The following is a 16249-nucleotide window of genomic DNA, read 5'->3' on the forward strand; positions in this document are numbered from 1 at the left end:
AATAATTAAGCAGCAGTATTTGTTTTATTATTGCTGCGATCAAAATCAGTAGCTTTTCCTCTTGGAACATAACTCACAGTATCGATATAACTTAGAACAAGTCTAACAAAATGTCTTCTTGCCCGTATCACACTATTTCCCCTAGAAATATCGAAATTAAGAAGAGCCTCTCGTGTTGATTTCGAATAAACAATCATACGTAAATAGTCCGTATTTAAGTTTGTATCATATTCAATAACGACTGAACCCATTTGCTCCCATGTGTAGGATATTTTCTTAACCCCATAAAAAACATGAATTCCAGCTAGGCCTACCAATATTTTCTTTACACCTTTAAAATTCAAAGACAATAAAACTATCCAAGGTAACAATACCAACGTAACAAAAGATAGAGCAAGTCCTAGTGAAGATCCTGGACTATCAAAATATGTTGGACTTGTAATTAGAAATAAAAAACACCCCATCAATCCAAATAAGGAAACAAGCATTTGCAGGGGTGAGAATTGAAAATACCATCTGCCCTCAGGCGTAAGGCGACTGTAAATAAGAGATTCACGCTCTTCTTCCATTCGTCTATCTAAATCTTCAAAAGGTTCATCCTCAGAAGCCATTTTTCCTAAAGAATGCAGGATAGCTAAGGACTCATCAAACCTCCCCCAAGAATCAAGAATAAAAGATTTCATTCTCAACGCTTCCATGTTCCTAGGAGAAAGAGCAAGAAGATTTTCAATAATCTCCATCGCCGCTCCTGAATCACCTTGCTCCAATAGATTTCGTGCATCTTTTAAATGTTTCATAAAAGGAAAATCGGAAACTATTCATCAGAACTTAAAAATAAAAACTGACAAAAAAAAACAGATGAGAGATTCTCACCTGTCTTTAAAAAAAATAACCAATTGATAACAAAAGGATAAATTTTAGTTTTGCGCAACAACCCAAATATTGAATTGAGCAGAAACTTCTGGATGAAGCTTAACAGAGCCTTTATAAACACCTACAAGCTTGATTTCATCGATGATTGTAATCATACGGCGATCAATTTCATGGCCCGCAGCGCGGAATGCATCTGCAAGTTCTTGAGTTGTAACTGTTCCAAAGATTTTATCTTCTTCACCAACTGGTTTTTGAATAGTTAAAGAAAGAGCACTGATTGTTGCAGCAAGTTCAGTTGCAGCAGCAAGTTCTTTTTGCTTCTTCATTTCAGCTTGGCGACGTTGGTGCTCAAGCAATTTTTTATTTCTTTCATCCGCTAAAACAGCGAGTTCACGTGGAAAAAGAAAATTTCTAGCATATCCTGACTTTACTTTAACAAGGTCACCAATATGACCTAAGTTTGGTACATTTGCTTGCAAAAGTACGAGCATAATAATAACCCTCTTGTATATTAAAAACCAAATTCATTTAGAAAAACACAGAATGAACTTAAGATTTAAGCTTTCTTCCGCGCCAATCATACACATAATCAAACAATCCAACAGCACCAAATACTGCTAGAATTGCATAAGGTCCAAAAAATATTTTTGAACTCAGAATAAAAAACACAGACACTAAAATGAGAATCAACAGAGTTGATAATCTTTTGTAGACTGTAAACATCCCTTGCAATGCTACAATAGTCAAAATGACAAATGATAAAGCACTGAGGACTGCGAGCACGGGGGCATAGCTCCCTTGCCCAAAGGATGCAATGATAGAATCAAGGTTTCCATACCAAAACGCTATAGTTCCAATAAAAGCGACAGCAAAAAGTGCAAGTGGCAGTGGTAAAGAAAAGTTTCTTAGATCCCACGCGCTTTTGCCCTCATATTGAAAGGCATATCCTTGCCATAGAATTGTGTTTTTTGGCTTCAAAGGTTTCCAAAGTGTTCGCAGAAACGAATTTTTTTGCCCATCCGTTTCCATCTGCACACTTTGTGAAGAATGATGATTGATATAAATTGGTGTTTCCAGTCTATTTGCTCTAACCATAGGCATAGAAAAAAGGACAGAAACGATTTGAGACGAAAAAGATGATGGATTTCTACGGATATAATTTACCACAGATCGCAATCTTTCTATTTGCTCATAACCAAAATCAACAAAAACAACATTAGCAAAGGAAGTCAACAATCCAATTAAGAAAGTGGACGCCATTGCTCCATAAACAAAATAAGCTATTCTTTGCCAAGAGTTATATTCAATAAATTTTTTCACTTCTGGCATAGAAATGATTTGAGTGATTTGTTCTGAGAGTTGATCGTATTTTGCACTCAGTTGAATCTCACCAGCAGTTGGTTTTCTACCAGCGATCTCCGCTTGCAGCTCTTCTTTCTTTTGCTCGATACTCATCTGCAATTCGCTTTTTATTTCTCCATTTTGTTCAATCAGCTTGACAGGTGTAAAACAAATACAGCCAAAGAACAGAACTGCTGGGAGAAATAAAACAGAGGCCGCATAGAGCCAATGTTTTCTTTTTTCACGAAAACAGATGGCTGCCATGAAAAAAGGTATCGCAAGAATAACAAAAAACCCCATAGCTATTATATTTATATTTGAAAATAAATAACCAAAGAGAAAAAAAGAACCAGCAACAGCTGTCATTAAGAAAAGAGCAATTCTTTTGCCTAACATGGCTGCTACCTGTGCAACATTAAAGAGAGCAAGAGGAATCAGCATAACGATAAAGCTAATAGCTACAAAGATCCCAGAAAAAAACAAAGCTGGCGTAATTTTTTTTACAGGAGCATTGTTGTTTTGACTTGAACTTGACCCTTGTGGGTTGCTAAACTTTTGCGCCATGAAAACCTCTCATTTCGGCTAAAAAAGCCTTGAAAACGAAACATATCTCGCAATAATTATTCGTCGTCACGGCCTCTACGAGCACCTAATGATTCAGATTCAGCTTTTTCACGAGCAGCTTCTGCAGCTCTTTGTGCAGCAGCTTCTGCTTGTTGCTGAAGCTCTAAACGACGATTTTCAACATTTACATTGTCTGCAAGTTTGATAACCATGGAACGAAGAACATTTTCTTCGAGTTTTAAAACACGTTCAAGCTCGTGGATATTTGCTTGATTGGTCGCTACGTCATAAACGAAGTAGTTTCCACGATTTTGCTTATTAATTGGATAAGCAAGGCGGCGTACACCCCAAGTGTCTTTTTTGACAACTTGTCCACCGTCAGTTCCAATAATAGCCTCCCATTTGGAAACCATCTTGGATAGTTCAGCTTCAGGCAAATCAGCCTTTGCAATGATCATTGCTTCATATTCACGCATAGAATTCTCCTTATGGATCGCGCAACTAAAACTTGAGCCCCAGACATGAGGAGCAAGGAGTTTGGTCGAAGTATCTCCCCTAACTTTATTTCTTACTTTTTTCAAGTCTATTTTGAATAGAGCATTATGTTTTGGATTTATTTCGACTTGATTTTATTTTAGCAATCTGGAAGTAGAAGCAAGTATTCGTGATATCATATCGTATCTAACTGAAGATATTCGTATTTTTCCTGATTTTGCTCAACGAACGAAAACGCTCCGTCTTGGACTCATTGAAAGTAAAATTAATTTTAAAAATTGCGCCATGCTTTTTATATAGAAGAAAATTTACTAAATATATCAATATATTAAACAAATGAATAGCTGCGCTCTTGAACAAAACGAGGACACACTCTCGCTCCTTTTGGGACGAGTATTCATCACTCTAAACACCTACATTAAAAATCGTGTTCAACAACAGCATCTAGTGTATAGAGACAAAAATCGGTCTTGGCTTTTGGAAACTGAATGACTCTCGCAAACCTAATTCTCCCCCTTGAATACAAACTTCAATGTTTAGATATATGAAATGTAAGGATTATATTTCTCAATCATAAGCTTTCATTTTTCATTTCCACGATTTGATTTTTGTTTTGTTACTTTTTAAACTCAATGAGCCTCTATAAGCTCAAATTAATGAAAGGATTTCCGAATGGTAACTATAAAATCAGAATTTATTAGAAAGCCAGTGGAAGAAAGAAAATTGGTATTAGAAAAAAATAACAAAATTACATGTTGTGGTATCGACTTATGCCTTCATATGAAATGATATAGTATTCTTTTCTTAATATAACTCATCACAAGTAATATATAAATCATATATTCTATTATCTTGACACGTTTATTATTTATTTAGAGATTAAAATGTTAAAAAATATTAATTACAAAAGGAAAAGCCTTTCTGAAGTTTTAAAATATTATAATAAAAAAATAATTGAAAGATTCATCCAAGAAAATCCAAGCATAAGCTTTAAAGAATCTGAAGAAATTTTTACTGAAACATTAAAATGGCTTTCGCTTTACAATGAATCTATTATTGATGAGAAAATAAATTTTAATCTATTTATATACTCAGACTCAATTATAATAGACGAAAAGTGGCATAATTTTATTTTATTTACTAAATATTATCATTCCTTTTGTGAGGAATATTTTGGAAGATACATTCATCATATCCCCGTAATAGATAATGATAACAAAGATTCTGATATTGAAACAAAACTTTCTGAATTATATGGCTATATATATGATAAACTAGGAGAAGAAACTCTAAACCTTTGGTTTAGAGAATTCCCAGAAAAATATAATCATAAAATCATCACTCATTAAAAAAGATATTAAAATTTAGAAGTCTATTTTTTGAAGGTAAATTATTTAAAATAAGTATAATTAAACACAGAATGAATTACAGTATTTAATTATACTTTAAATATTAATGACCATCGCCAGAATGACGATGAATATTCGGCAGAGAACTTATAACAGAAGCATCTTTGGTATTTTCTTCTTTTTTCGAAACCTGTTTAGCTCCTACTTGTTTTTTTATTTCATCTCTATTTAATAAATAATCTTTGGTGTAAACCCACTTTTGTTCAGGTAAACCTGCCATAGAATATTCTGGTCCAAGTCGAATTGCATCAACAGGACATGCTTCTTCGCAAAAACCACAAAATACACAGCGCAAAATATCTATTTCAAAACGTACTGGATATTTTTCAATACCATTGTCTTTTGCTTGTCCCGCAACAATATTTATACATTGTGCAGGGCAATTGGTGGCACATAAAAAACAAGCTGTACAACGAACTTGTCCGTCTGGCCTTTTTGTTAAAAAATGCGCACCTTTAAAACGCTCAGAATACTTATATTCGACTTCTGGCCATTGAATCGTGACAGACTCTTCTAACTTAAAAAGCTGTTTTGCAAAAACGGAAATTGTCTGTCCAAGACCAAGCAAAGTTGTAGACAAATAACCATTTTTTAGGCTTTTTTCTGGGTCTTTTGAAACGTTAATATATCCCATTGTCAATGCCTCACGCTTTCATTTCTGCAAAAATGTCTTCAATTCCCTTCATAGCAGGGAAAACAAGTGGATTCGCTTTTAGCTTTTGCGGAATTCCTTTAAAGTTGACAAAGGTTCCATTTTTTTCGGCAAAAACTTTTGTAGGAATCGTCAGTGAAAACTTTTTAGCGATTGGATTTAAGGTCGTACCAAAATAAACAACATTTGCCATTTCAGCAAAGCGCGAAACTTCTGTTGCAAATTGTGAATACGCTTTTTCGATTTCCGGTCCAAAAACGATAACCAATTCTGCGCTCGCAGAGGCAAGAGGAGAAAAATCCCCACTTAAATGAACAGCTTGAGCAGCTTTCTTTTCTAGAATTTGTGCAAGACCTTTTGAATTCGCATTGCGATCACCACGCATTAATATTCCATCAAAATCGTCAACTCGTTCATTGCTATCACGCCAAACAAAAATATTTGGTAAACCACCTAAAATAGAACTGAGTGACGACAAAATATTTTCATATTCTTCATTGGTGTACTGAGGAGTTAATACCAATGCCACTTTTGCTGCATTACCTTTAACTTTCTCAAGCTTTTGTTTTAATTCTTTACTGATTAAATTCCAAGATAAATGCTTCCCTTGCATGATAGGTGCTGCAAGACGATTTGTGGCATTTAAATGTTCATACATTGTTCTGCCTTCATCACACATCCAATGGCCATTTACTTCTAAATTTTTTCTTGGTTTTAAGCGATAATATTGTCTTTGGTTTTTATGCTCATATAAAGTAACGTTACAACCAGTAGAGCAGCCAGGACAAATTGTTTTTGTTTCGTTAAGAAACCAAACACGACATTTAAAGCGAAAATCTTTTGCAGTAAATGCGCCCACAGGACAGATATCAACAATATTATAACTATAATTGTGTTGGATTTTTCTATTTGGAAATGTACCAATCACTGAGTGATCACCACGGTTGAAAATACCGAGAGCGCTTGTTTTGGTGACTTCATCTTCAAAGCGCACACAACGTGAGCATAAAATACAACGTTCTGTATCAAGAACAAGATTGTCCCCAACATCGAGAGCTTTGGGTTTAAGTACTTTATCTTCATCCATTTGAGAAGAATAGCGCCCAACTTTCATATAATAATTTTGTAACTCACACTCACCGGCTTGATCACAGATAGGGCAATCGAGTGGGTGATTGATAAGATGGAATTCAAGTGCCCATTTATGCGCATCTTTGACTTCATCGCTCACTGTGATGACTTTCATGCCTTCTGTGCATGCTGTATTGCACGCAATCTGTAGCTTGGGCATACCTTCAATTTTGACCATACAAAAGCGACAAACCCCTGCCACAGAAAGGCCGGGATGCCAACAAAATCTTGGAATTTCAACTCCTAAAATTTCTGTTGCTTCAATGATAGAAGTCCCTTTTGGAACAGTGACTTCCTTGCCATCAATTGTTAGCGTAACAGTTTCTGACATTTTTTTTACCCTTTAAGATATGGTTCGAATTCATGTGCAAATTTAGTAACAATGGCACGAGCAGGATCGGCAGCAGCGTCGGAAAGAACACAAATTGTTTTCCCACGCATGTTATTTGCAATTGAATACATTCGATCCATATCCGTCTTTGTCCCTTTGCCCTTTAAAATATGTTTTGAAATTTTATACAGCCAACCCGTTCCTTCACGACAAGGTGTGCATTGCCCACAGGATTCATGCGCATAAAAATCCATTAAATTCTCAAGAACAGATACCATGCTGACATCTTCAGGTATGACAATGATAGCTCCGGAGCCAAGCATGGAGCCCGCTCCTGCAATGGCTTCATAGTCAAGAGTTAAGTTTTCACATTCTTTTGCTGTCAAAGCAGGAGCTGAGGAGCCCCCCGGAATAATTGCTTTTAGTTTTTTACCGCCAATGAGCCCCCCGCAGTCTTCGTTGATAAAGCGCATAAGAGGATAGCCTAAAGGAAGTTCATAGCAACCAGGTCTTGCGATAGGTCCACTGACATTAAATAACTTTGTCCCTGGTGATTTTTCTGTACCAAACTTTTTATACGCATCTGGGCCGTTGTTAATAATCCATGGCACTACTGCTAAAGATTCAACGTTATTCACAACAGTCGGCTTGCCAAGATAACCTTTGATAGCTGGAAAAGGAGGCTTTAATTTGGGCTGGCCTTTTTTTCCTTCTAAAGAAGAAATAAGACCCGTTTCTTCACCACAGATATAAGCTCCTGCCCCTGAATAAACATCCATATGATGGGTGAAACCCGATCCCATGATGTTTTCTCCTAAGTAGCCTGCTGCGTAAGCTTCTTTAATAGCTTCTTGGCACCAACGGATTTCATTGTGGAATTCTCCACGAATATATATGTAACTTTTCTGTGCACCAATTGCATAAGATGCAATTATTTTTCCTTCAACAAGAGAATGAGGTGTGACTTCAGAAATATAACAATCCTTATAAGTCCCAGGCTCACCTTCATCGAAGTTTGTAATCAGATATTTTTCCCCTGGTCCTTTTGGCACAAAACTCCACTTAAGACCCGTAGGGAATCCTGCTCCACCGCGGCCCCGTAAACCCGATGCTTTCACAGTGTTTATAACATCTTCTGAGCTCATTCCGCCTTTGAGAACTTTCTCGAGTGCTTTATAGCCATTGCTTTTTTCAATATATGTTTTGATATTTCTTGAATCAGGATGCCCTTCAAGACCAAGCAAAATACGAAATTCATCAGGTTTACGCCCTTGATATTCGTTCTTAATAACTGGCATGGAGTCTCCTTATTTTTGCGCTTTTGCAGCTAAATTAGCAGCACAAAGAACTGCTGCTTTTGGCAATTCTTTTGCACTGTACTCTTTTAAAAGTTGCAAAGCTTTCTCAGGTGTAACGTTGTTATGGCGATCTTTATTTATTAAAGTAGACGGTGCATATCCACACTGCCCTAAACACTCTACACCATGAATTTCAAATGGCAGCGGACGTCCTTCCTTTTCTGCTTTTTCTATTTCATGGCGTAAAGTTTTAATCGTATCGTTTGCGCCCATCAGCCAGCAAGAAATACTCTTACAAACTTCAAATCGGTAAGGCTTAGGCGGAGATTTTCTATACATAGTATAGAAGGTCAGAACTTCTCTGACATCGACGGCAGAAAGGCCAAAGTTCTTTTCAAGCGCATCGATATCTTCATCTGAAATCCAGTCTTTTTCATCTTGAATCGCATGCAAAATAGGTAAAATACTCGAACGTTTTGTTTCGTAACGAGTTAGAAAACCTTCAATGGTTTTAGTAAGTTCTGGTGAAAAAATTGGCATATAGAGTGCCCCTTATCTATCGAGTTCGCCTGCAATGATATTGATACTTCCTAAAGCAGCAACAGCATCGGCGAGGAAATTTCCGCGCACCATTTCTGGAAAACCACTTAACAGCGCAAAGCAAGGTGGACGGCATTTCACTCGATAAGGAGTGCCAGAGCCATCAGATATGACATAAAATCCAAGCTCACCATTGGCAGCTTCACTGCGGTGATAAACTTCACCTTTTGGTGGCTGAACACCTTTTATAATCAGCATAAAGTGATTCATTAATCCTTCAATATTCCCGTAAACATCCTTCTTACTTGGTAGAACTATGTTTTTATCGGGAACATTGATTGGTCCTCCAGGCATATTTGCAAGACACCAACGGAGAATTTTTATACTTTGACGCACTTCTTCCATGCGTACGAGGTAACGATCGTAGGTATCCCCATGCACACCGACAGGAACATCAAATTTGACCTGATCATAAAACCAGTAAGGTTCCTCTTTTCTAATATCATATTCATAGCCTGTTGCGCGCAAACAAGGTCCTGTATAGCCATATTGAACAGCAAGATCTTTCGGTAAAATACCTGAGCCCTTTGTCCGCTGTACAAATATTCTATTTGTCGTAACAAGACTTTCTATTTCGGCATGTCGTTTTTCAATTTTATCAATTACGCGGCTGCACTCTTCAAGCCAACCTTCTGGAACTTCAAATCCCATTCCACCGATACGCATTAAAGAAACAGTTAATCTTGCACCACATAATTTTTCAAATAATGCATAAATTAATTCACGTTCTTCAAATAAATAAAAGAAACCTGTGATAGCGCCTAAGTCAACAAGATTTGCACCAATACAGACATAATGATCCATTATGCGTGAAAGTTCATCGATAATCATGCGCATCATTTGTGCACGTTCTGGTACTTTAATTCCGATTAATTTTTCAACAGTTTCGCAAAAAGCACTGTTATTCATAGGTGCAGAACAGTAATTTAATCGATCTGTATATGGAATAATTTGATTATAATTATGATTTTCACACATTTTTTCAAAACAACGGTGCAAATATCCAATTTCAACATCCATTTCTTTAATACGTTCGCCACCGTCAATAACGGACATAAAACGTAAAGTACCATGTGTTGCTGGATGGGCAGGACCAATATTAATCCACATGAGATCTTCATGATTGTATTTTTTCATAAGACGTTCACGGTCTTTTTCAAAAATATTCTCAAGACCTTCGCCTTGCATTGCTTGATTGTGATCCGCAGCGTAATCCTTCCGCAGTGGATGACCTTTAAATTCATTATGAGTTAAAATACGGCGTAAATCAGGATGTCCTGCGAATTCAATTCCGTACATATCCCATGCTTCACGCTCAAACCAATCCGCAGTTTTCCAAACTCTCATGATAGATGGAATAGATTCTTTTTCACCTACTTCACATTTTACTCTCAAGCGTCTGTTAGATTTAGGACATAATAAATGATAAACGACATCAAATCGTTTCTCACGTTCTGGCCAATCGACACCACAGAGGTCCATCATAAATTCAAATTTATGTTTGTCACGAAGACAAAGCATGACTTCAACAATTTTATCTTTCGCAACCATTAATGTTTGTTCGTGCTGCATATGTGCACGTTCTTCAAACTTAAATTCATTTGCTGAAACGATATTCTTCACATCTTCAATAATCGTAGCGTAAAAAGCATCCATCGCGGATATATCCTCCCCTGACGTGCTACATTTTCGGTGCCATAAGAATGCATCCCGAACAAGATGTCAACTTGCAAAACCCAGAATGTGAAATGCCTTGCTCAAATATAAAGATCAAATGACAAATCGGTTTCTGCAATATACAAATAAATTCTCTAAATGAGAAAGAAGGCGATCCTTATGACCCAATTTTTAAGCATACATCAAAAAAATCCCGAAAAAAGACATATAAAAACTGCAACCGAAATTCTTGACAGCGGAGGAATTATACTTGCTCCGAGCGAAACGGGTTATTGTTTTATCGGCGATGCATCACGTGAATCAACTCATACCCGATTTTTGCAACTCCGTCCTGGACATCCTAAAAATAAACCTTTTAGTTTATTGTGTAGAAATATTTCACAAGTCAGTCAAATGGCTAATTTAAGCACACAAATTTTTCGGATTGCCACTCGTGTCTGGCCTGGACCTTATACCTTTATATTACAGTGTAATAAAAATACTCCAAAAATTGCAGCAGGTCCCAAACGAAAAACTGTCGGAATTCGCATATCAAGCCATCCTGTTCTCATAAATATTCTTGAGGAATTTAAAAATCCTTTACTCATCACTAGCGTTACAGATGAAGACGAACTGATAGCTCAAGATTATTTTTCTGAAGAGAATCAGCATGACTCTTGGTGGATTAATGTAATAGAAATATGCAAGCAAATGACTCATGGGAAAGTGGATCTTGCTCTCGAAAATGATGAAGTTGTTCCTATACATGTGTCAGCAGTCATCGATTTTTCAGGAAATGAACCCGTGGTTGTGCGTGATGGAGGATGGGATCTTGAAATATTGGGAATTGGTTAAAAAATTTATTCCTAATTAATTATAGAGTCAATTTTTTCTCACTTTATTGAGAACAATTCTCAATAAAGTTTTCTCCCCTCTAATATCTGTTCAATTGTAAAAAGCGTAACTTAAAAATTAAATAATAAATCAATCTCTTTCCTGAGTCAGCTCAAGAGCAATTGCAACATCCGAAAACATATTCAGAAAAACAATCGCATTTTGCGCTAAAATGCATTATTTTAAAATACATTTTACAATAAGGAAAGTATAAATGTCTTTTAAAACAGCAATTCAAAATAAAATATATCATTTTCTAAATTTAAAAGAACTATTAGCAAAAGCATCGCCCGAACGATCGGGTGACGTACTTGCAGGGCTCAGTGCAAAAAATGCTGTGGAAAGAGTAGCTGCCAAAATAGCTCTTGCAGATGTTCCCTTAAAATGTTTTTTGCAAGAAGAGTTCGTCCCCTATGAAACCGATGAAATAACAAGACTTATTATTGATACACATGATAAAGAAGCTTTTAAATATATTTCACATTTGACCGTTGGAGAGTTCAGAAATTGGCTTCTATCATATGAAGTTGACACAGAGATTCTTAACAAAGTTTCGGCAGGAATCACTCCAGAAATGGCTTCAGCCGTTTCGAAGTTAATGCGCAATCAAGATCTCATCCAAGTCGCGCGCAAATGTAATGTCGTCACACGTTTCAGAAATACCATAGGACTCAAAGGACATCTCTCAGTAAGGTTACAACCGAACCATCCAACCGATGATCCCGAAGGGATTGCTGCATCACTGCTTGATGGTCTTTTTTATGGCAGTGGCGATGCTGTAATTGGCATAAATCCTGCAAGTGATAATATTTCAACTCTTTCTAATTTAAATAATATGCTTGCAGAAATAATAAATCGCTATGAAATTCCAACACAGTCATGTATTTTAACCCACGTAACAAACACAATTAAAATGATCGAAAAAAATATTCCCATCGATCTTGTTTTTCAATCTATCGCAGGAACTGAAAAAGCAAATCAGCATTTTGGCGTAAATTTAAATATTATTAAAGAAGCACAAGAAGCTGCACTTTCGTTAAATCGTGGAACATTGGGTAACAACGTTATGTATTTTGAGACTGGACAGGGAAGTGCGCTCTCAGCAAATGCACATTTTAATTTAGATCAACAAACATGTGAAGTGCGATCTTATGCAGTAGCGCGCCATTTTTCTCCATTATTGATTAATACAGTTGTTGGTTTTATTGGACCAGAATATTTATATGATGGAAAACAAATTATTCGTGCGGGACTTGAAGATCATTTTTGCGGAAAAATTCTTGGTCTGCCTATTGGGTGTGATATCTGCTACACCAATCACGCCGAAGCCTGCCAAGATGATATGGATGTCTTGTTAACTTTGCTTGGAAATTCAGGTGTTACATTTATTATGGGCGTTCCCGGTGCAGATGACATCATGTTGAATTATCAGAGCACTTCCTTTCACGATGCTCTTTATATTAGAGATTTACTTGGTTTAAAAAGAGCGCCTGAATTTGATGCCTGGCTCAATAAAATAGGTTTACAAAATACGAAACAGCAAATGATCAATCCAACCCAAGATCATCCACTATTACTTGGAAATTTTTTATAAAGAGATAAAGATGAATAATATAAGCAAAAAAGATGTTTGGCATTATTTAAAAAAGCACACCAACGCAAGAATCGCCCAAGGTCGAATAGGAAATAGTTTACCAACAAATGCCTTACTCAATTTTAATCTATCCCACGCTCTTGCACGCGATGCTATTTATGAAAATTTTCAAGTTGAAACTTTACAAAATCAATTAAAAAAATTAAATTTAGAGACTCAAATTGTTCATAGCAAAGCAAAAGACAAAGCAACTTATTTGTTAAATCCAAACTTTGGTCGAGAATTGAGTGAAGAATGTAAAATAAAAATTCATGCATCAAACGAGAATGAAATAGATATCTGTATTATTATTTCTGATGGATTATCCGCCACAGCAGCGAACAATCATTCTCTTTCAGTCATTCAAGCAATACAAAATGAATTTCTCAATACAGCCTATACATTTTCTAATATCGTTATTGTTAGACAAGGACGAGTTGCAATAAGCGATGAAATAGGTGAATTGATGAAATGTCGCTTTTCCGTTTTACTTATTGGTGAAAGGCCAGGTCTTTCCTCACCCGATAGTTTGGGAATTTATTTAACGTATAATCCAAGAGTCGGACGGACAGATGCTGAGCGCAATTGTATTTCAAATATCAGACCGCAAGGCTTATCTTATAAGGAAGCGGCATACAAACTTAAGTGGCTTATACTTGAGGCTGATAAAATAAAAGCAACTGGTGTCCTTTTAAAGGATGAAAGTGCGCAAAAAAAAGAAATCCAAGAATGAAAATGCTATTTAAAAGTAATTTACGAATTGTAATATCAATAGTTTTTATTATCAGTGCAAAAAATATTTGTGCGCACAATTTAAATCAAGATTTAGAGAAATTAACACACTCAATTCAAAGAAAATACTCATTCTCTTCTGTTACTTTAAGTCTCTCCATTCCAAATCAAAATAAAGAACTGAATTTTTTCAGCGGATCTAAATCCTTATCAGATAAAGAAAAATCAAATAAAAAATCGCTCTACAAGATAGGAAGTATTACAAAAACCTATACGGCAGCACTGATATATAATCTGATTCAGCAAAATAAATTGAGTTTAAACGATAAGATCAGCACAATTCTCCCTGAGTATTCTTTGTGGAAAAACGTGAGGATTAAAAATCTTTTAGACAATACAAGTGGAATAGAAGATTATATCAATTCAAAAAATTGGTGGGATAATTTTTTTGATAATCCAAGCAAAGTTTGGCAAAAAGAAGAGCTCATTCAGATTGCTTATCAAGAACCCTTGTTGTTTCATCCAGGAGAAAAGTGGGGCTATGCAAATACCAATTATGTCTTACTTGGAAGTATAATTGAAAAAGTAAACAATGAGAAAAATGAAGCTTCATTCACTCAATTATTCAGCGAAAACAATCTTAAAAATTCTTATTTTATTCCTAGCATTAAAGATCCTCTTATAGTTAAGAATGCAGTTCACGGATATGATGGTCAAAAAGATCTGAGCGAATTAAATTCTTCGTGGGGACAAACTGTCCGCAGGAATGTACGCCAATCCTATCGATAATGTAAAATGGTTTCGTGCTCTTTTAAAAAATAATTTTGCACAAGGTAACAGACAGATTACTCCTCAATTTTTTAGCTCCATTGATAATGCTGCGCAACTAAAAAGTTTTGCATTCATCGGATACAACGCAGGATTATTTACCATGCCAACACCTTTGGGTGTTTTGTGGTTCACACCAGGTATGACACCCGGTTTTGTTTCGTTAGTGGGTATGTTTCCTTGCAATGGTATTTTTTTTTCATATTCCGCTTCAAACTTTCCACAAAAAAAAGGATTCCATCCATTTTTTCTTGACGAAATTTTCAAGATTTTGAAAACGGATTTGTCTGTATTGACGATTGTTAAAAAGTATAAATCCCAAACGATACTCCCACAATTTTGCCAAAGTGACGCTACAGTTTCTAAGACAGAATTTCCAAAATTTTAAAATTGTATATAAGCATATAAATTATTCAAATATCTGCCAGTGTTATTTGTTTTAGAAAAATGCCTATATTAAAATCAAAATGCTTATCAGCTGAAAATTAAATTGCCACAAGCGTTTTTTAAGAAATGAAAACACTCTCTTAATCATAAAGGTGAGTTATGCTAAAAATTCTCTACACTGCTCTGTGTCTATTTTTATTTTATATATATTCATTTTCATTTGCATTTTCTGCGAAGTTTTCTAAAGAAACAAATGACTCCATTCGTTGGGCAAGCGAAACATATCAAATCCCAACCATATGGCTCAGTGTTTCCATGGCTGGACAAGATGACTATTATAATTATATTACTGGTGGATACAATAAAGGTGATGACAAAAAGTTAAGAGATGATGCCCTTTTTAAAATTGGTGGTTTAACAAAGACTTTTACAGCAGAAATAGTTTTAAATTTAATAAATGAAAAGAAAATAAAGTATGCGGATAAACTTGAAAAATGGTTCCCAGAATATCCAGTCTGGAAAAACATAACGATTCGCGATCTTCTTTATAATACAAGCGGTATCCTTGATTATACAAAATCTTTTCGTTGGGTCGATAAATTACTTAAAAACCAAACAAAAATATGGAAAAATAAGGAACTTTTAGATATCCCCTACGATGGATCTGTTGCATTTCCAGGAGGGACACAACTTGAAAATAGTAATACTAATTATCTATTACTCGGGATAATTGCTGAAAAGGTAACAAATCAAAATCTTTCTGATCTTTATAATACATTATTTGCAAAAAATAATTTGAAAAAGACTTTCTATAACACAGAAGAAATTCCAGAAAATATTTTAAACAATCTAGTGCATGGATATTCTCGCGAACAAATTGATGCCGTTAAGCTTAATGCATCATGGGCACAAGGAATGGGAGGAATATATTCAAATCCAAATGATCTCGTCGTTTGGTTTGAAAATTTAATGCGGAATAAAATTGAAATTTTTAATAAAGGTCAATTGCCACCCGATCCTAAATTACCCAAAGCCCCTCCTTTTCAAAGTCCATTTCTCGAACTCGTAACTTTGACTCCTTTAAAAAATTTTTCTTTCACAGGCTTTACTCCTGCATTATATTCAATGACAACAAGCAATGGCATCTTGTGGCTCAGTGCAGGATATTTTCCAGGATATTTATCCTTTGCCGGGATGTTCCCCTGCAGTGGTGTTGTTTTCGCATACTCCACTTCAAAACTACCTAGAAAAGTGAAATTTCAAGAAGTCATGCTGCAGAAATTTTTAAAATCGTTAGAAGATGATGAAATAATAAATGATAAAATGAATAAATATAAATCAACGCAGAAACTGCCTAAGTTCTGTAAAAATGAAGACAAATACCCTAACTTATTATTTCCAGATGAAATCAAAGGATTGTATTAA

At 35.6% G+C, this 16249-nt stretch carries 16 protein-coding genes; 7 read left to right on the plus strand and 9 right to left on the minus strand.

Annotation, left to right across the window (positions count from 1 at the left end; genetic code table 11):
* Positions 1–5 precede the first annotated feature (5 nt).
* From H7355_RS09870 to rpsF, 4 genes are all read right to left on the minus strand, one after another.
* The gene (locus H7355_RS09870; RefSeq protein ID WP_186647024.1) at positions 6–797 is read right to left on the minus strand and encodes a tetratricopeptide repeat protein; all 792 of its coding nucleotides are present in this window, start codon (positions 795–797) and stop codon (positions 6–8) included.
* Between the two features lie 120 nt (positions 798–917).
* Entirely contained in the window at positions 918–1364 is a 447-nt protein-coding gene (gene rplI, locus H7355_RS09875) for a 50S ribosomal protein L9 (protein WP_130610100.1), read from the minus strand.
* Between the two features lie 58 nt (positions 1365–1422).
* Positions 1423–2778 (minus strand): hypothetical protein, encoded by a 1356-nt coding sequence (locus tag H7355_RS09880; RefSeq protein WP_186647026.1) that lies wholly within the window; start codon positions 2776–2778, stop codon positions 1423–1425.
* Between the two features lie 56 nt (positions 2779–2834).
* Complete coding sequence (gene rpsF, locus H7355_RS09885) at positions 2835–3254, minus strand: 30S ribosomal protein S6 (RefSeq protein ID WP_186647028.1); 420 nt, start codon at positions 3252–3254, stop codon at positions 2835–2837.
* Between the two features lie 903 nt (positions 3255–4157).
* Here rpsF and H7355_RS09890 point away from each other — a divergent pair.
* Positions 4158–4622, plus strand: coding sequence for a hypothetical protein (locus H7355_RS09890; RefSeq protein ID WP_186647030.1), 465 nt, complete (start codon positions 4158–4160; stop codon positions 4620–4622).
* A 103-nt stretch (positions 4623–4725) separates the two neighbouring features.
* Here the strand turns inward: H7355_RS09890 and H7355_RS09895 are convergent, their stop codons facing one another.
* Genes H7355_RS09895 through nuoD form a run of 5 tightly spaced genes read right to left on the minus strand, consistent with a single transcriptional unit; the run spans position 4726 to position 10350 of the window.
* On the minus strand, positions 4726–5316 hold the full coding sequence (locus tag H7355_RS09895; RefSeq protein ID WP_186647032.1) for a NuoI/complex I 23 kDa subunit family protein: 591 nt from the start codon (positions 5314–5316) through the stop codon (positions 4726–4728).
* Positions 5317–5326: 10 nt separating this feature from the next.
* Positions 5327–6796 carry a 2Fe-2S iron-sulfur cluster-binding protein gene (locus tag H7355_RS09900; RefSeq protein WP_186647034.1) on the minus strand — a complete coding sequence of 490 codons (1470 nt, stop codon included), beginning with the start codon at positions 6794–6796 and terminating at the stop codon, positions 5327–5329.
* A gap of 5 nt (positions 6797–6801) precedes the next feature.
* Positions 6802–8094: an NADH-quinone oxidoreductase subunit NuoF gene (nuoF, locus tag H7355_RS09905; protein ID WP_186647036.1), complete on the minus strand. Its 1293-nt coding sequence runs from the start codon at positions 8092–8094 to the stop codon at positions 6802–6804.
* Positions 8095–8103: 9 nt separating this feature from the next.
* Positions 8104–8634 carry an NADH-quinone oxidoreductase subunit NuoE family protein gene (locus H7355_RS09910; RefSeq protein WP_186647038.1) on the minus strand — a complete coding sequence of 177 codons (531 nt, stop codon included), beginning with the start codon at positions 8632–8634 and terminating at the stop codon, positions 8104–8106.
* Between the two features lie 12 nt (positions 8635–8646).
* Positions 8647–10350: an NADH dehydrogenase (quinone) subunit D gene (gene nuoD, locus H7355_RS09915; RefSeq protein ID WP_186647040.1), complete on the minus strand. Its 1704-nt coding sequence runs from the start codon at positions 10348–10350 to the stop codon at positions 8647–8649.
* Positions 10351–10530: 180 nt separating this feature from the next.
* Between nuoD and H7355_RS09920 the strand changes: the two genes are divergently transcribed.
* The 6 genes from H7355_RS09920 to H7355_RS09945 all read left to right on the plus strand — a co-directional run bounded on the left by H7355_RS09920 (position 10531) and on the right by H7355_RS09945 (position 16249).
* The gene (locus H7355_RS09920; protein WP_186647042.1) at positions 10531–11205 is read left to right on the plus strand and encodes an L-threonylcarbamoyladenylate synthase; all 675 of its coding nucleotides are present in this window, start codon (positions 10531–10533) and stop codon (positions 11203–11205) included.
* 253 nt (positions 11206–11458) lie between these two features.
* On the plus strand, positions 11459–12838 hold the full coding sequence (locus H7355_RS09925) for an ethanolamine ammonia-lyase subunit EutB (RefSeq protein WP_186647044.1): 1380 nt from the start codon (positions 11459–11461) through the stop codon (positions 12836–12838).
* Positions 12839–12848: 10 nt separating this feature from the next.
* Positions 12849–13610 carry an ethanolamine ammonia-lyase subunit EutC gene (eutC, locus tag H7355_RS09930; RefSeq protein ID WP_186647047.1) on the plus strand — a complete coding sequence of 254 codons (762 nt, stop codon included), beginning with the start codon at positions 12849–12851 and terminating at the stop codon, positions 13608–13610.
* Complete coding sequence (locus H7355_RS09935) at positions 13607–14398, plus strand: serine hydrolase domain-containing protein (RefSeq protein ID WP_186647050.1); 792 nt, start codon at positions 13607–13609, stop codon at positions 14396–14398. The genes eutC and H7355_RS09935 overlap by 4 nt, the downstream gene beginning before the upstream one ends.
* Positions 14376–14825, plus strand: coding sequence for a hypothetical protein (locus H7355_RS09940; RefSeq protein ID WP_186647053.1), 450 nt, complete (start codon positions 14376–14378; stop codon positions 14823–14825). Before H7355_RS09935 ends, H7355_RS09940 begins: the two co-directional genes overlap by 23 nt.
* 158 nt (positions 14826–14983) lie before the next feature.
* Complete coding sequence (locus tag H7355_RS09945; RefSeq protein WP_186647056.1) at positions 14984–16249, plus strand: serine hydrolase domain-containing protein; 1266 nt, start codon at positions 14984–14986, stop codon at positions 16247–16249.

This window comes from Fluviispira vulneris (genome assembly GCF_014281055.1).
GTDB classification, from domain to species: domain Bacteria; phylum Bdellovibrionota_B; class Oligoflexia; order Silvanigrellales; family Silvanigrellaceae; genus Silvanigrella; species Silvanigrella vulneris.

Coding starts and splice junctions, on each gene's coding strand:
- nuoF (WP_186647036.1), bottom strand. CDS start 8,094: ATGCCAGTTATTAAGAACGAATATCAAGGGCGTAAACCTGATGAATTT.
- eutC (WP_186647047.1), top strand. CDS start 12,849: ATGAATAATATAAGCAAAAAAGATGTTTGGCATTATTTAAAAAAGCAC.
- nuoD (WP_186647040.1), bottom strand. CDS start 10,350: ATGGATGCTTTTTACGCTACGATTATTGAAGATGTGAAGAATATCGTT.
- H7355_RS09870 (WP_186647024.1), bottom strand. CDS start 797: ATGAAACATTTAAAAGATGCACGAAATCTATTGGAGCAAGGTGATTCA.
- rplI (WP_130610100.1), bottom strand. CDS start 1,364: ATGCTCGTACTTTTGCAAGCAAATGTACCAAACTTAGGTCATATTGGT.
- H7355_RS09910 (WP_186647038.1), bottom strand. CDS start 8,634: ATGCCAATTTTTTCACCAGAACTTACTAAAACCATTGAAGGTTTTCTA.
- H7355_RS09880 (WP_186647026.1), bottom strand. CDS start 2,778: ATGGCGCAAAAGTTTAGCAACCCACAAGGGTCAAGTTCAAGTCAAAAC.
- H7355_RS09895 (WP_186647032.1), bottom strand. CDS start 5,316: ATGGGATATATTAACGTTTCAAAAGACCCAGAAAAAAGCCTAAAAAAT.
- H7355_RS09935 (WP_186647050.1), top strand. CDS start 13,607: ATGAAAATGCTATTTAAAAGTAATTTACGAATTGTAATATCAATAGTT.
- H7355_RS09900 (WP_186647034.1), bottom strand. CDS start 6,796: ATGTCAGAAACTGTTACGCTAACAATTGATGGCAAGGAAGTCACTGTT.
- H7355_RS09925 (WP_186647044.1), top strand. CDS start 11,459: ATGTCTTTTAAAACAGCAATTCAAAATAAAATATATCATTTTCTAAAT.
- H7355_RS09940 (WP_186647053.1), top strand. CDS start 14,376: ATGTACGCCAATCCTATCGATAATGTAAAATGGTTTCGTGCTCTTTTA.
- H7355_RS09890 (WP_186647030.1), top strand. CDS start 4,158: ATGTTAAAAAATATTAATTACAAAAGGAAAAGCCTTTCTGAAGTTTTA.
- rpsF (WP_186647028.1), bottom strand. CDS start 3,254: ATGCGTGAATATGAAGCAATGATCATTGCAAAGGCTGATTTGCCTGAA.
- H7355_RS09920 (WP_186647042.1), top strand. CDS start 10,531: ATGACCCAATTTTTAAGCATACATCAAAAAAATCCCGAAAAAAGACAT.
- H7355_RS09945 (WP_186647056.1), top strand. CDS start 14,984: ATGCTAAAAATTCTCTACACTGCTCTGTGTCTATTTTTATTTTATATA.